Raw genomic sequence first — 14016 nt, forward strand, 5'->3', positions numbered from 1 at the left:
CGGGAAACGCTCAGGAATCGCGGCGCGCCTGGGCGTCCTTCACGAACTGCGACACCCGCCCGATCTCGCGCGGGTCGGTGTCGACCGTCCGGCGCCCGCTGGGGATCGGGCGCATGCCCTTGCGGGGGGTGCGTCCGGGCGATGGATGCTGGGGCTCCGCGTCCTTCCTGCGCTTCAGGGCGTCTTGAAGGTTGGCTTGGATGATCTCCCGCCGCCGCTCGGCGCGGAACCGCTCCAGCCGCCCGTTCACCCGCTTCAACGCCCGCGCGTAGACCTGCTTCTTGGCGGACAGGCCGCGCTCGCTGGCGTCGGCCGATTGCTGGCCGGTGCCGCTGGCCTTGCCCCGCCGTCCGCGGCGGCGCGAGGCGATGATGTCGCGCGCCCGGTCGCGCTCCCCGCGCAGCCAGCGGGCGAGCGTCAGGGTTTCGTCAGGCGCCAGGGACTCCAGGTCCGGGTAATGGCTGCGGCGGACCTGCTCGAATTCCTTCTCGGACAACAGCCGTCGTTCGCTCGTGAGTTCGACTCCCATCGTAGACCCTCTCTGCTTCGTGGTCCCGCTTCGGCTTACCCCCGTCCGGTCAACCGATCGGGACGCGAAGCGTTCCCCGGTACTGTCCGATGGATCCTGATGCCACTTAGGGGTGCCGAAGGAATCGGAATCACGACCTCCCCGGAACCAAGTCGCCCCCCATCGGTTTTCCGACATGTGGCAGAGGTGGAGGTTGAAGATGGCCTCGAAAGACAACGGCCAAGACGAAGTCCAAACCGGGAGCGGTCGCACGTCGAACCGCGGCTTCGCGTCGATGGACCGTGACCGGCAGCGCCAGATCGCCAGCAAGGGCGGGGAAAGCGTGCCAGCCGACAAGCGCAGCTTCTCCAAGAACCCGGAACTCGCCGCGGAGGCAGGGCGGAAGGGAGGCCGGAGCGTACCGGCGTCCTCCCGCAGCTTCTCCAAGAACCCGTCCCTGGCCGCCGAAGCCGGGCGGAAGGGCGGGCAGGCGAGCCATGGCGGACGCGGTGCCGCCCTGCGTCCGGGCGAAGGCGACTGACGGCACCGACGAAAAAAGCCCCTCTCCGCATTGGAGAGGGGCTTTCTTTGCGTCGTCCTCTGGTCGGCGTCCTCCGACCCGCCGGGCCGGGGACGCGACCGGTCAGGAGGCCAGCTTGTCCAGCTCGCGCAGGATCGAGTCGCCCATGACGGTCGTGGAGCAGCGGGCCATGCCCGGCGCCATGATGTCCGCCGTGCGCATGCCGCCCGACAGCACGTTCTGCACGGCCTTCTCCAGCATCTTCGCTTCCGTGTCCATGTCGAACGAGTAGCGCAGGCACATGGCGAAGGACAGCAGCGTCGCGCAGGGGTTGGCGAGGTCGCGGCCGGCGATGTCCGGAGCGGAGCCGTGCACCGGCTCGTAGAGCGCCTTGCGCTGGCCGTTGGCGTCCGGAGCGCCGAGCGAGGCCGACGGCAGCATGCCGAGCGAGCCGGTCATCATCGCCGCCTCGTCCGACAGGATGTCGCCGAACAGGTTGTCGGTGACGATCACGTCGAACTGCTTCGGGTTCTTCAGCAGCTGCATGGCGCCATTGTCGGCGTACATGTGCTCCAGCGTGACGTCGGAGAACTCCTCCTGATGGAGCTTCGTGACTTCCTGGCGCCACAGGAGGCCCGATTCCATCACGTTGGCCTTCTCCATCGAGTGGAGCTTGTTGCCGCGCTTGCGCGCCAGTTCGAAGGCGACGCGGGCGACGCGGCGGATCTCGCTGGTCGTGTAGACCTGGGTGTTGACGCCGCGGCGCTCGCCGTTGCCGATGTCGGTGATGCCGCGCGGCTCACCGAAATAGACGCCGCCGGTCAGCTCGCGGACGATCAGGATGTCCAGGCCCCTGATGACGTCGGCCTTCAGGGTCGAGGCGTCGACCAGGGCGTCGAACACCACCGCCGGGCGCAGGTTGGCGAACAGGTTCAGCTCCTTGCGGAGCGTCAGCAGACCGGCTTCCGGACGCTTGGTGTAGTCGGTGGGGTTGTCCCACTTCGGGCCGCCGACGGCGCCCAGCATCACCGCGTCCGCCGCCAGCGCGTCGGCCAGCGTCTCATCCTTCAGGGGAACGCCGTAGGCATCGATCGCCGCACCGCCGACCAGCCCCTCGGTGACGTCGAAGGTGACGTTGCGCTTGCGGTCGAGCCAGTCGATGACCCGGCGCACCTGGCGCATGACCTCCGGACCGATCCCGTCGCCGGGCAAAAACAGAAGCTTCTTGTTGGCGGGCATGGCGCACGCACTCCCCATTGGAGACTTTATCAGTGTTGTCTAATCCGCGGACCGACAGGCCGGAAGGTGGGTCCATCCCCGCCGGTCCGCAAGGCCGTCATGGCCTGTATCGATTGGCCCGATACCGTTGACCCGGATCAGCCCCAGAGCCAGGGCTGGCCGCCGCGCTGCTTGCCTTCATACTGGTCGATGAAGGCGGCCTGCTGCATGGTCAGCCCAATGTCGTCCAGCCCGTTCAGCAGGCAATGCTTGCGGAAGGGATCGACCTCGAAGCTGATCTTGCCGCCGTCCGGACCGGTGATCTCCTGTTTCTCCAGATCCACCGAGACGATGGCGTTCGACCCGCGCGACGCGTCGTCGAGCAGCAGGTCGACCTGCTCCTTCGGCAGCTTGATCGGCAGGATGCCGTTCTTGAAGCAGTTGTTGAAGAAGATGTCCGCGAAGCTCGGCGCGATGATGCAGCGGATGCCGAAATCGGCGAGCGCCCACGGCGCATGCTCACGCGATGAGCCGCAGCCGAAATTGTCACCCGACACGAGGATCTTGGCGCTGCGGTAGGCCGGCTTGTTGAGGACGAATTCCGCGACCTCGGCACCGTCGGGGGTGTAGCGCATCTCGTCGAAAAGATGCTTGCCCAGCCCGGTCCGCTTGATGGTCTTCAGGAATTGCTTGGGAATGATCATGTCGGTGTCGACGTTGATCATCGGCAGCGGCGCCGCAACACCGGTGAGAACCGTAAACTTTTCCATCGCCAGAATCCTGTCGCGCAAAAGAGGCGCAAGCGTGTGCATGCGGAGTTCGGTGAATAGCAGACCCGTCCCGCCATTGCCAGAGGAAGCTTGCCGCAAATGCCGCCCGCGGCGCGCGATTCCGCATCCCGGAACACAGCCGGACGCAACGAAATTGCTCCCGAATTCCCTCCGCCACCTTCAGCCCGGCATCCCGTCCTTGCTGCGGGGCGCTCCCTCGCCTACCAAGGGGCCGACGCTCCCCTGGGTTCCGCGATCTCCATGACATTGCTCCCCGCCGCCCGCCGCCCGCGCACCGCTGCACTCGCCTTTTTGCTGCTGGCCCCGCCGCTCTATGGCCTGCTCGGGCTGGCGCTCGGCATGGACGCCAATTGGGACCTGAGGAACTACCATTGGTACAACGCCTACGCCCTGCTGACCGGGCGGCTGGGCATGGACATGCTGCCGGCGCAGATGCCCAGCTTCTACAACCCCCTGCTGGACGTGCCCTTCTATCTGCTCGCCAGCCATCTGCCGGCGCGCGCGGCGGGCTTCGTCTGGGGGACGCTGCACGGGCTGAATCTGGCGCTGGCCTTCCTGCTGGCCCACGCCACGCTGCGCGTCGGCGGCGCGGGGCCGCGGGTGGCCCTGGCCGCCCTGCTGGCGGTGATGGCCGGCTTCGGGGGCGGCACGCTGGGGCTGCTCGGCACCACCTTTCACGACAACATGGTCAGCCTGGGCGTGCTCGGCGCGCTGGTCGTGGTGGCGGGGTCGCTGCCTCGGCTGATCGACGGGCCGGCGCCCGGCGCCTTCGCGCGGGTGGCCGCGGCGGGGCTGATGGCCGGGGCGGCGATGGGGATGAAGAACCCGACGGTGATCTACGCGGTCGGGCTCTGCCTCGCCTTCCTGGCTGTACCGGCGCGGCCCTGGCGGCGGCTGTGGCTGTCCTTCTTCTTCGGCGTCGGGGTGCTGGGCGGGCTGGCGCTGTGCGGCGGCTTCTGGATGGCCCATTTGTGGGTGGAGTACGGGAATCCCGTCTTCCCGCACATGAACCAGATCTTCAAGTCGCCCTTCGCCGCGCTGTCCGGTTACGTCAACGTCAGCTTCTTCCCGGACTCGCGGCTGGAGCGCCTGTTCTTTCCGTTCTTCTTCCCCTTCGCACCGCTGAAGGTCGGCGAGGTGCCCTTCTTCGACCTGCGCGTCCTGGTGCTGTTCGTCCTTGTGCCCGTGGCCGCCGCGCTGGCGCTGCTCGGGCGGGCGCTCCGCCGACCGTCAGCGGAACTGACCGACACCGCCGCCACCCGCTACCTGCTGACCGCCATGGCGGTGACCTACGCGCTGTGGGTGGGGATGTTCTGCATCTATCGGTATCTGGTGCCGCTGGAGATGCTGGCCCCGCTGGCCATCGTCATGGCGGCGGGCCTGCTGCCGGTTCCGCGCCGGGCGGCACTCGCCCTGGCGGCACTGCTCCTGCTGCTGGTCCAGGCAACCGCCCGCCCCGCCGACTGGGGTCGCGCGCCGTGGAGCGAGCGCTGGGTGGAGGCCGCCGTTCCGCCCATCGAGGACCCGAACGACACGATGGTGCTGATGGCCGGCTACTGGGCGATCTCCCACGTCATCCCGGCCTTCCCGCCGCGCATCCCCTTCGTGCGCATCCAGTCCAACTTCCTCCAGCCGGACTCGGTCGGCAACGGCTACCTCGCCCTGATGCAGGACAAGGTGGGGGCGCACCGCGGTCCCTTCCTGATGCTCAGCACGATCCCCGACACGCCCGGCGCGGCGAAGGCCGCCGCCCTTCTGGGGCTGCGGGTGGCGCAGGACAACTGCCGCGACATCCCCAACAACCTGGGCGAGCCGCTGAACCTCTGCGCCGTGACGCGCATGGCGGACCATGAAAGGTCAGTGGATTAAATCAGGCGATTGTGCTGTTTAACCCTGCATCGGCACCGTTTCGAAGCGCATCGCCATGACCGTCTCCGCCATCGACCGCCCTGCAGCGTCCGCAGCCCCAACCACGGAGCCGGACCCGGACACGGCGCCCGCAATGACGCCCGTGGTGGCCCCGGTGGTGGCGGTGCTCATCCCCTGCTACAACGAGGAGGCGGCCATCGCCGCCGTCGTGCAGGATTTCCGCAAGGCCCTGCCCGACGCGACGGTCTATGTCTACGACAACAACTCGTCCGACCGCACGGTGGAGGTGGCGAAGGCCGCCGGCGCCGTGGTCCGGCACGAGCCGTTGCAGGGCAAGGGCAACGTCATGCGCCGCATGTTCTCCGACATCGAGGCGGACGTCTATGTGCTGGTGGACGGCGACGACACCTACCACGCCCCCTCCGCGCCGCTGATGGTCAAGCGGCTGTGGGACGACCAGCTCGACATGGTCAACGGCGCCCGCGTCACCGAGATCGTCAAGGCCTACCGGCCCGGCCACCGCTTCGGCAACATGCTGTTGACCGGCATGGTCGCGCTGATCTTCGGCAACCGCATCGGCGACATGCTGTCCGGCTACCGCGTCTTCTCGCGGCGCTTCATCAAGTCCTTCCCGGCGCTGGCCAGCGGCTTCGAGACGGAGACGGAGCTGACCGTCCACGCGCTGGAGCTGAACATGCCCATCGCCGAGATCAAGGCCCCCTACAAGGACCGCCCGCCCGGCTCGCACAGCAAGCTGAACACCATCCGCGACGGCGTCCGCATCCTGCGCACCATCGTCAACCTGGTGAAGGAGGAGCGGCCGCTGCCCTTCTTTTTCGCCATCTTCGCGGCGCTGGCCGCAGCGTCGATGATCCTCGCCTGGCCGGTGGTGACGACCTACCTGCAGACCGGGCTGGTGCCGCGCCTGCCGACCGCCGTGCTGTCCACCGGGCTGATGTTGCTGGGCTTCCTCAGCCTGACCTGCGGGCTGATCCTCGACACGGTCACGCTGGGCCGCCGCGAGGCCAAGCGCATGCGCTACCTGTCCATCCCCGCACCGGGCTTCCATCCGGTCCGCAAGGCCGCCGGATCCTGACCATGCGCGATCTCAGCGGCACCCTGTCCGCCGACCGGCTCGGCCGGCTGGCCGTGCAGTTCGGCAAGTTCGGCCTCGTCGGCGTGGTCGGTCTGGTGGTGGACACGGCGGTGGTCTACGCGCTGGTGTTCGGCGCCGGGCTGGAGTTCTTCGCCGCCCGCATCCCGGCCTATCTGGCCGCCGCCACCACGACCTTCGCGCTGAACCGCGCCTTCACCTTCCGCGGGGCCGCCGACGCGCCGCTCTACCGCCAATGGGCGACGTTCCTGGCCGCCAACGCCTTCGGCGGGGTGGTGAACTACGGCGTTTCGGTCGGGCTGGAGGCCGCCCTGCCGCTGGCCGAGGCCCATCCGGTGCTGGCCGTCGCCGCCGGTTCGCTGTCCGGCATGGTGCTGAACTTCGCCGCCTCCAAGCATCTGGTCTTCAAGGACGCCTGATCCTTGGGCTCCTAAGGCACCCCTCTCCTTCCGGATAGCGCCGGAAGTCCCATTGTGCGCCGCCGCAAACACCCGAAGTCCATGGAATGGGGCGCATCCGACGGGAATGGCCCCGACACCGACCTGCCTTGGCAAGGAGCCGGGAGGGAGCCATGAACAACAGCGACGTGCTGTGGGCCTGGGTGGCCGGAGTCACCGTGTCCGTAGCCCTGCTGGTCGGGCTGTCCCGCGCGCACGGACCGCCGACCCACGCCACGGACGGGCATTTCACCCTGCCGGAAATGGCGATGGGCGGCGCGGGTTGGGACTACGAGGCGTGGGAGCGGACCGGCGGAACGCCGCCGCGGCCCGAGTCGGAGGACACCCTCGCCCGGATGCTCGACCTGCTGGAGGGCATCCCCCCGGCATCGGGCGCGCCCCTGCCCGACGGGGACACGGCCGACACCGGCGGAGCCGAAACCCAGTGACCCCGTGAACTGTTTGCCACGACCACCCCGTGCAGCCATGGACTCCGCAGCCCCGGTCGCCATATAACGGCGGTCATGACGCGCGAATTCCTGAAGATGCACGGGCTCGGCAACGACTTTGTCGTGATCGACGCCCGCAACACGCCGTACACGCCGGCCGAGGCCGAGGTGCGTGCCATCGCCGACCGCAAGACCGGGGTGGGCTGCGACCAGTTCATCGTGATCGAGCCGGCGAAAACGGACGGCACGGCGGGCTTCATGCGCATCCGGAACGCCGACGGCGGTGAGGTGTCGGCCTGCGGCAACGCCTCGCGCTGCGTCGGCTGGCTGCTGATGGAAGAAGCGGGGGCGGAGCGCGTCGCCTTCGAGACCAACGCCGGCATCCTTCAGGCCAGCCGCGCCGACAACGGGCGCATCACCGTGGACATGGGTCCGGCCAATCTGGACTGGACGCAGATTCCGCTGGCGGAACCGGCCGACACGCTGCGCCTCGACGCGGTGGCGCACGGCGGCTTCGCCGGCCCCACGGCGGTCAGCATGGGCAACCCGCACGCCGTCTTCTTCGTGGACGACGCCGAGGCGGTGCCGCTGGCCGAGGTCGGCCCGGTGTTCGAGACTCACCCGGCCTTCCCCGAGCGCACCAACGTCGAGTTCGTCCAGGTGCTCTCCCCCACCGCCGTCCGCATGCGGGTGTGGGAACGCGGGGCCGGCGTCACCCAGGCCTGCGGGACCGGTGCCTGCGCCACCGCGGTCGCCGCGATCCGCCGTGGGCTGACCAACCGCAAGGTCGACGTGATCCTGGACGGCGGCACCCTGACAATCGAATGGCGTGAGGACGGCCGCGTGCTGATGACCGGCCCCGTCGCCCTCAGCTACACCGGGCGGCTGTCCGCGGAGTTGGCGGCCACCTGAACGAATAGCCGCCGTTAGGCTGAAAGAGCATGAGCGACACTGTGACCAACGAGCCGGAGATCGTCACCTTCGGCTGCCGCCTGAACACCTACGAATCCGAGGTGATGCGCACCCACGCCCGCAACGCCGGGCTGGAGGACGTCGTCATCGTCAACACCTGCGCGGTGACCTCGGAAGCGGAACGGCAGGCCCGCCAGACCATTCGCAAGCTGCGCCGCGAGCGCCCGAACGCCCGCATCGTGGTGACCGGCTGCGCCGCCCAGATCGACCCGCAGCGCTACGGCGCCATGCCGGAGGTCGATCAGGTGCTCGGCAACCAGGAGAAGCTCCAGCCCGAGAGCTGGGGTCTGGCCCCGGCGGAGAAGGTGCTGGTCAACGACATCATGTCGGTCAAGGAGACCGCCGGCCACCTGATCGGCGGCTTCGAGGACCGGGCGCGCGCCTTCGTCCAGGTCCAGCAGGGCTGCGACCACCGCTGCACCTTCTGCATCATTCCCTACGGCCGCGGCCCGTCGCGCTCCGTCCCCATCGGCGCGATCGTGGAGCAGGTGCAGGCGCTGGTGAAGGCCGGCTACAACGAGGTCGTGCTGTCCGGCGTGGACATCACCAGCTTCGGCCCCGACCTGCCGGGCACGCCGACGCTGGGGCAGATGGTGCGGCGCCTGCTCGCCCTGGTGCCGGAGTTGCCGCGGCTGCGCCTGTCCTCGCTCGACTGCATCGAGATCGACGACGACCTGTGGCGCCTGATCGAGACGGAGCCGCGGCTGATGCCGCACCTCCACCTGTCGCTCCAGGCCGGCGACGATATGATCCTGAAGCGCATGAAGCGCCGGCACAGCCGCGCCGATGCCATCGCCTTCTGCGAGCGCGTGCGCTCCCTGCGCCCCGACATGGTGTTCGGCGCCGATTTCATCGCCGGCTTCCCCACGGAAACCGACGAGATGTTCGAGAACACGCTGCGGCTGGTCGAGGAGTGCGGCCTGACCTGGCTGCACGTCTTCCCCTACAGCCCGCGCCCCGGCACCCCGGCCGCCCGCATGCCGCAGGTCGACGGCGGCGTCCGCAAGGAGCGCGCGGCCCGTCTGCGCGCGCTCGGCGCCGAGGCCGAGGCCCGCACTCTGGCCTCCCTGGTCGGGCGCGAGGTATCGGTGCTGGTCGAGAAGGACGATCTCGGCCGCACCCAGCATTTCGCCGAAATCCGCCTGGGCACGCCCCGGCCTCCCGGCTCCGTCCTGCGCGCCACGGTCACCGGCGTGGCCGGCGGCGCGCTGACCGGCACCCCCCTTTGAGAACAGTGGACACGCCATGATCCTGCGTTGGTTCGGCCGCAAGAAGCCCGAAGAGCAAGCCCGCAAGGACGAGACGACCGCCCCGCTCCCGGAAGCGGTCCCCGCCGAGCCTGCGCTCGCGGAGCCGGTCGCCGAAGAGCTGGTCCAGGAGCCGCCTGTTCCGGAACCGGTCGCCGAGGAGCCGCCCCCGGTGCCCGAGGTGGTGCCGGAACCCGAACTCCCACCGCCGCCCGCGGTCGAAACCCCGCCCCCGCCGCCCATCGCCCCGCCGTCCGAGCCGGAGGAGCGCGAGGACGCGCCGGAGATCGTCCGCGACGACCTTCCCGCGGCGCTGGCGGCCGAGGAGGAGAAGCCCAAGAAGGGCTGGTTCGCCCGGCTGAAGGACGGCCTGTCCAAGTCCTCGTCCAAGCTGACCGAGGGCATTTCCGGCATCTTCACCAAGCGCAAGCTCGACGACGAGGCGCTGGAGGAGCTGGAGGAGCTGCTCATCACCGCCGACCTCGGCCCGACCACGGCGGCCAAGGTGACGGCGGAACTGGCGCGCACCCGCTTCGGCAAGGAGGTCAGCCCCGAGGAGGTCAAGGCCACGCTGGCCGCCGAGGTGGCGAAGATCGTCGGCCCGGTCGCCAAGCCGCTGGAGATCGACGCCACGCTGAAGCCCCACGTCATCCTGGTGGTCGGCGTCAACGGCACCGGCAAGACGACGACCATCGGCAAGCTGGCCCGACAGTTCCGCGCCGAGGGCAAGACGGTCATGCTGGCCGCCGGCGACACCTTCCGCGCCGCCGCGGTCAGCCAGTTGAAGATCTGGGGCGAGCGCACCGGCTGCCCGGTGATCGCCCGCGACACCGGGGCCGACGCCGCCGGCCTCGCCTTCGACGCGCTGGAGGAGGCGCGGCGCCAGGGCGTGGACATCCTGCTGATCGACACCGCGGGCCGCCTGCAGAACAAGGCCGGCCTGATGGAGGAGCTGCGCAAGATCGTCCGCGTCATCAAGAAGGTGGACGAGAGCGCCCCGCACACCACCCTGCTGACGCTGGACGCCACCACCGGCCAGAACGCGCACAATCAGGTGGAGGTGTTCCGCGACATGGTGAACGTCTCCGGCCTGATCCTGACCAAGCTGGACGGGTCGGCGCGCGGCGGCGTGCTGGTCTCGCTGGCCGAGCGCTTCAAGCTGCCGGTGCACGCCATCGGCATCGGCGAGGGCGTCTACGACCTGCGCCCCTTCGACGCCGACCAGTTCGCCAAGTCTCTGATGGGGTTGCCGTCCCAGTAACGGCGCCCCCAGCACGGGCAGGCGGGCGGGGAGAGCGAGAAAGGGACTTCCGGCCGCTTCGCCCAAGCCCTATCTGAAGACCATGACGGCTGCCAAGACCTCCCCCTCCCCCGTTCCTCCCGGTCCTGTCGAGCGCTTCACCGACGCGGACGCCGCCCTGGCCCTCGTCAAGGACCTCTACGACCGCAACACCGCCTATCTGCGCGACCGCTTCGCCGCCTTCACCCGTGGCTCGGACGGCGGACGGCGGGAACAGGCCCATTACCCCTATGTCCGGCTCTCCACCGCCTCGGCGGCCACGGTGGACACGCGGCTGGCCTACGGCTTCGTCGAGGGGCCGGGCACCTACGCCACGACGCTGACCCGCCCCGACCTGTTCGACCGCTATTACCGCGAACAGCTCTCGCTCCTGCTGCGCAACCACGGCGTTCCGTTGGAGGTCGGCATCAGCGACGAGGCGATCCCGATCCACTTCGCCTTCCCCCAGGGCATGCACGTCGAGGGCGACCTGACGCCGGAGCGGCTGGCCGGCCTGCCCGACCTGTTCGACCTGCCCGACCTCGCCCGCATGGACGACACCATCGTCAACGGCACCTACGAGGAGTCGCTGGACGCGGTGAAGCCGCTGGCCCTGTTCACCGCACCGCGTGTGGATTTCTCACTGCACCGGCTGCGCCACTACACAGCGACGGCGCCGGAGGACTTCCAGAACTTCGTCCTGTTCACGAACTACCAGTTCTACGTGGACGAGTTCATCCGCATGGCCCGCGAGATCATGGAGCCGGCCTCCGATCCCGAGCTGGCCGCCTACCGCAGCCAGTACGACCGCTTCGTCGAGCCCGGCGGCATCATCGCCCATAACGCCAATCTGGGGGGCAATCCCGGCGAGGCGCCCACCAACGGCGCGCGGCTGCTCCGCCTGCCGCAGATGCCCGCCTACCACCTGACCCGCCCGGACGGCAACGGCATCACGCTGGTCAACATCGGCGTCGGCCCGTCCAACGCCAAGACCATCACCGACCACATCGCCGTGCTGCGCCCGCACGCCTGGATCATGCTGGGCCACTGCGCCGGGCTGCGCAGCACGCAGCGGCTGGGCGACTATGTGCTGGCCCACGGCTATGTCCGCGACGACCATGTGCTGGACGCCGACCTGCCGACCTGGGTGCCCGTCCCGGCGCTGGCCGAGGTGCAGCGCGCCCTGGAGACGGCGGTGGAGCGGGTGACCGGCCTGTCCGGCTACGCGCTGAAGAGCATCATGCGCACCGGCACCGTGGCGACCATCGACAACCGCAACTGGGAACTGCGTGACCACCGCGAGCCGCTGATGCGCTTCAGCCAGAGCCGCGCCGTCGCGCTGGACATGGAAAGCGCCACCATCGCCGCCAACGGCTTCCGCTTCCGCGTTCCCTACGGCACGCTGCTCTGCGTCTCCGACAAGCCGATGCACGGGCAGTTGAAGCTGCCGGGGATGGCCGACCGCTTCTACCGCGAGCGGGTGGACCAGCATCTGAAGATCGGCGTGCTGGCCATGGAGCTTCTGCGCGAGCACGGCATGGAAACCCTGCATTCCCGCAAGCTGCGCAGCTTCGCCGAGGCCGCCTTCCAGTAAGCCATCTTGCCTCATCCGAAAGTGCAGGCGCCGAAGGGCGGCTGCGTACTATCTTAGGATGCCCGGCAACAAGGAAACTGGACGATTATGGCCGTGCGTGCAGGTTGGAGCGTCATCGCCGCCCTTTCACTCGGACTGGCGACGGGACCGGTGCTGGCCCAGGACAATGTTCCGAAAACCGACAGCGTCCCGAACACGGACACCACTCCGCCAGCGGAAACCACGCCCCGGTCCGGCCCGTCCATCGGCTTCTGGGTCGACAACGACCTGTTCGGCGGCGGGACGGACCGTTACTACACGAACGGAGTCCAGTTCTACTACGTCTCCGGCGACCGCCCGACCTACGGCAACATCGATTGGCTGGCCAACCTCGTCCCCTGGATCGGGGAGCATGGGGTGCGGCGCTACGGCATCGCCTTCGGCCAGAACATGTACACCCCCAGCGACATCACCAAGCCGATCCCCGACGCCACCGACCGCCCCTACGCCGGCTGGCTGTACGGCCGCCTGTCGGTGATTTCGGAAGAAACGCGGCAGGTGGACCGCATCGACCTGGACCTCGGCATGGTCGGCCCGGCATCGCTGGCGGAGCAGACCCAGAAGACGGTGCACCGCATCGTGCCCGGCGCCCGCTGGCCGGAGGGCTGGGACTACCAGCTCAAGAACGAGCCGGGCATCATCCTCAGCTACGAGCATGTCTGGCGCGCCGAGCGCCCGACGCGCATCGGCCCCTTCGAGGCGGACATCAGCCCCCACGTCGCCGGCAGCGTCGGCAACGTCCTGACCTTCGGCGGGGCCGGCGTCACGATGCGGCTGGGCGGCAACATGGCGCCGCCGGTCGGCGCGCTGATCCTGCGCCCGACCGCCAGCATCCCCTATCAGGACAGTGTGGCCGCGGGGGCGCCGCGACCGCCCTTCTCCTGGTACGTCTATGCCGGGGCGGAGGGGCGCGCCGTCGCCCGCAACATCTTCCTCGATGGCAACAGCTTCCGCGACAGCCGGTCGGTGGACAAAAACAACTTCATCGCCGCCTTCCAGCTGGGCGTGACGCTGCGCTACGACCGGTTCGGCATCTCCTACGCCCAGAATTTCCTGTCGCCGGAGTTCGAGGGGCAGAAATCCTACACCAACTACGGCTCGATCCGCGCCTCCTACCGGTTCTGACCGCCTCCATATGCCCTCGGCCTTCGATCCCTCTCCCGCCCCGGGAGAGGGAGGGACCCACCGCGAAGCGGTGGGAGGGTGAGGGTACCGCCAAGGATCAGTGCCTTGATCCTCGCAATACCCTCACCCGGCTCTCAGCGGATGCCATCGTCATCCGCCTGACGCCGTCAGCGCTGGCCTTCGGCCAGTGCGAGAGGCCCTATGGGCCACCCTCTCCCGGGACGGGAGAGGGATTCACTTTATCCCAAGCCCGGTTCGGTCTATGTGAGGGTCATGAACCAATACGCCCGACTGCTGATCGAAGCCGGCCCGCTGGCGGCCTTCTTCATCGCCAATTCCCAGGCCGGCATCATGATCGGCACCGCCGTCTTCATGGTGGCGATCAGCATCTCCGTGCTGGTCTCCTGGCGGTTCGAACGCAAGGTGCCGGTGATGCCGGTGGTCGGGGCGGGCTTCGTCCTGCTGTTCGGCGGGCTGACCCTGTGGCTTCAGGACGACCTGTTCATCAAGATCAAGCCGACGCTGGTCAACCTGCTGTTCGCCGCGGTCCTGTTCGCGGCGCATCTGACGCGGCGCAACGTGCTGAAGCATGTCCTGGGGTCGGTGCTGAACCTGTCCGACGCGGGGTGGCGCACGCTGGCGATCCGCTGGGCATGGTTCTTTCTGCTGCTGGCCGTGCTGAACGAGGTGGTGTGGCGCACCATGTCCACCGACGCCTGGGTGAATTTCAAGGTGTTCGGCATCATGCCGCTGACCTTGCTGTTCAGCGCCCTCCAGGCCCCGCTGATCCTGCGCCATCAGGTGCCGGAGGAGCCGCCGGTCGAGAAGTCCTCCACCTCCGCCTCCTGACCGTC

14 protein-coding genes are annotated in these 14016 nt (G+C 68.8%); 11 read left to right on the forward strand and 3 right to left on the reverse strand.

The window, feature by feature from the left end; genetic code table 11:
* Window positions 1–10 precede the first annotated feature (10 nt).
* Window positions 11–529, reverse strand: coding sequence for a hypothetical protein (locus DS837_RS08570; protein WP_149164356.1), 519 nt, complete (start codon window positions 527–529; stop codon window positions 11–13).
* 199 nt (window positions 530–728) lie between these two features.
* Between DS837_RS08570 and DS837_RS08575 the strand changes: the two genes are divergently transcribed.
* Window positions 729–1049, forward strand: coding sequence for a con-10 family general stress protein (locus tag DS837_RS08575; RefSeq protein ID WP_149164357.1), 321 nt, complete (start codon window positions 729–731; stop codon window positions 1047–1049).
* Window positions 1050–1151: 102 nt separating this feature from the next.
* On the opposite strand, the gene leuB is transcribed toward DS837_RS08575, so the two are convergent.
* Together leuB and leuD are read right to left on the reverse strand one after the other, a co-directional pair.
* Window positions 1152–2267 carry a 3-isopropylmalate dehydrogenase gene (leuB, locus tag DS837_RS08580; RefSeq protein WP_149164358.1) on the reverse strand — a complete coding sequence of 372 codons (1116 nt, stop codon included), beginning with the start codon at window positions 2265–2267 and terminating at the stop codon, window positions 1152–1154.
* A gap of 137 nt (window positions 2268–2404) precedes the next feature.
* Window positions 2405–3016 carry a 3-isopropylmalate dehydratase small subunit gene (gene leuD / locus DS837_RS08585; protein WP_014241647.1) on the reverse strand — a complete coding sequence of 204 codons (612 nt, stop codon included), beginning with the start codon at window positions 3014–3016 and terminating at the stop codon, window positions 2405–2407.
* Between the two features lie 261 nt (window positions 3017–3277).
* Here leuD and DS837_RS08590 point away from each other — a divergent pair, with 261 nt between their 5' ends.
* The 10 genes from DS837_RS08590 (at window position 3278) to DS837_RS08635 (ending at window position 14011) form a co-directional block, all read left to right on the forward strand.
* On the forward strand, window positions 3278–4906 hold the full coding sequence (locus DS837_RS08590) for a hypothetical protein (RefSeq protein WP_149164359.1): 1629 nt from the start codon (window positions 3278–3280) through the stop codon (window positions 4904–4906).
* 55 nt (window positions 4907–4961) lie between these two features.
* A complete protein-coding gene (locus DS837_RS08595; protein WP_149164360.1) occupies window positions 4962–6002 on the forward strand; it encodes a glycosyltransferase family 2 protein in 1041 nt (346 codons plus the stop codon).
* A gap of 2 nt (window positions 6003–6004) precedes the next feature.
* Window positions 6005–6439 carry a GtrA family protein gene (locus tag DS837_RS08600; protein ID WP_149164361.1) on the forward strand — a complete coding sequence of 145 codons (435 nt, stop codon included), beginning with the start codon at window positions 6005–6007 and terminating at the stop codon, window positions 6437–6439.
* A gap of 152 nt (window positions 6440–6591) precedes the next feature.
* A complete protein-coding gene (locus DS837_RS08605) occupies window positions 6592–6906 on the forward strand; it encodes a hypothetical protein (RefSeq protein WP_149164362.1) in 315 nt (104 codons plus the stop codon).
* A gap of 75 nt (window positions 6907–6981) precedes the next feature.
* A complete protein-coding gene (gene dapF, locus DS837_RS08610; RefSeq protein ID WP_149164363.1) occupies window positions 6982–7818 on the forward strand; it encodes a diaminopimelate epimerase in 837 nt (278 codons plus the stop codon).
* Window positions 7819–7847: 29 nt separating this feature from the next.
* On the forward strand, window positions 7848–9107 hold the full coding sequence (mtaB, locus tag DS837_RS08615; protein WP_149164364.1) for a tRNA (N(6)-L-threonylcarbamoyladenosine(37)-C(2))-methylthiotransferase MtaB: 1260 nt from the start codon (window positions 7848–7850) through the stop codon (window positions 9105–9107).
* A 16-nt stretch (window positions 9108–9123) separates the two neighbouring features.
* Window positions 9124–10386 (forward strand): signal recognition particle-docking protein FtsY, encoded by a 1263-nt coding sequence (gene ftsY / locus DS837_RS08620; protein WP_149164365.1) that lies wholly within the window; start codon window positions 9124–9126, stop codon window positions 10384–10386.
* Window positions 10387–10468: 82 nt separating this feature from the next.
* Window positions 10469–11998 carry an AMP nucleosidase gene (locus tag DS837_RS08625; RefSeq protein WP_149164366.1) on the forward strand — a complete coding sequence of 510 codons (1530 nt, stop codon included), beginning with the start codon at window positions 10469–10471 and terminating at the stop codon, window positions 11996–11998.
* An 87-nt stretch (window positions 11999–12085) separates the two neighbouring features.
* Window positions 12086–13162 carry a lipid A deacylase LpxR family protein gene (locus DS837_RS08630; protein ID WP_149164367.1) on the forward strand — a complete coding sequence of 359 codons (1077 nt, stop codon included), beginning with the start codon at window positions 12086–12088 and terminating at the stop codon, window positions 13160–13162.
* A gap of 273 nt (window positions 13163–13435) precedes the next feature.
* Window positions 13436–14011 carry a septation protein A gene (locus tag DS837_RS08635; protein WP_149164368.1) on the forward strand — a complete coding sequence of 192 codons (576 nt, stop codon included), beginning with the start codon at window positions 13436–13438 and terminating at the stop codon, window positions 14009–14011.
* Window positions 14012–14016: the final 5 nt, after the last annotated feature.

Source organism: Azospirillum brasilense, assembly GCF_008365405.1.
GTDB lineage: Bacteria > Pseudomonadota > Alphaproteobacteria > Azospirillales > Azospirillaceae > Azospirillum > Azospirillum brasilense_D.

What these genes read in the sequence shown, in the direction of transcription:
- DS837_RS08570 (WP_149164356.1), bottom strand. Translation starts at nt 529, where the DNA reads ATGGGAGTCGAACTCACGAGCGAACGACGGCTGTTGTCCGAGAAGGAA.
- DS837_RS08575 (WP_149164357.1), top strand. Translation starts at nt 729, where the DNA reads ATGGCCTCGAAAGACAACGGCCAAGACGAAGTCCAAACCGGGAGCGGT.
- leuB (WP_149164358.1), bottom strand. Translation starts at nt 2,267, where the DNA reads ATGCCCGCCAACAAGAAGCTTCTGTTTTTGCCCGGCGACGGGATCGGT.
- leuD (WP_014241647.1), bottom strand. Translation starts at nt 3,016, where the DNA reads ATGGAAAAGTTTACGGTTCTCACCGGTGTTGCGGCGCCGCTGCCGATG.
- DS837_RS08590 (WP_149164359.1), top strand. Translation starts at nt 3,278, where the DNA reads ATGACATTGCTCCCCGCCGCCCGCCGCCCGCGCACCGCTGCACTCGCC.
- DS837_RS08595 (WP_149164360.1), top strand. Translation starts at nt 4,962, where the DNA reads ATGACCGTCTCCGCCATCGACCGCCCTGCAGCGTCCGCAGCCCCAACC.
- DS837_RS08600 (WP_149164361.1), top strand. Translation starts at nt 6,005, where the DNA reads ATGCGCGATCTCAGCGGCACCCTGTCCGCCGACCGGCTCGGCCGGCTG.
- DS837_RS08605 (WP_149164362.1), top strand. Translation starts at nt 6,592, where the DNA reads ATGAACAACAGCGACGTGCTGTGGGCCTGGGTGGCCGGAGTCACCGTG.
- dapF (WP_149164363.1), top strand. Translation starts at nt 6,982, where the DNA reads ATGACGCGCGAATTCCTGAAGATGCACGGGCTCGGCAACGACTTTGTC.
- mtaB (WP_149164364.1), top strand. Translation starts at nt 7,848, where the DNA reads ATGAGCGACACTGTGACCAACGAGCCGGAGATCGTCACCTTCGGCTGC.
- ftsY (WP_149164365.1), top strand. Translation starts at nt 9,124, where the DNA reads ATGATCCTGCGTTGGTTCGGCCGCAAGAAGCCCGAAGAGCAAGCCCGC.
- DS837_RS08625 (WP_149164366.1), top strand. Translation starts at nt 10,469, where the DNA reads ATGACGGCTGCCAAGACCTCCCCCTCCCCCGTTCCTCCCGGTCCTGTC.
- DS837_RS08630 (WP_149164367.1), top strand. Translation starts at nt 12,086, where the DNA reads ATGGCCGTGCGTGCAGGTTGGAGCGTCATCGCCGCCCTTTCACTCGGA.
- DS837_RS08635 (WP_149164368.1), top strand. Translation starts at nt 13,436, where the DNA reads ATGAACCAATACGCCCGACTGCTGATCGAAGCCGGCCCGCTGGCGGCC.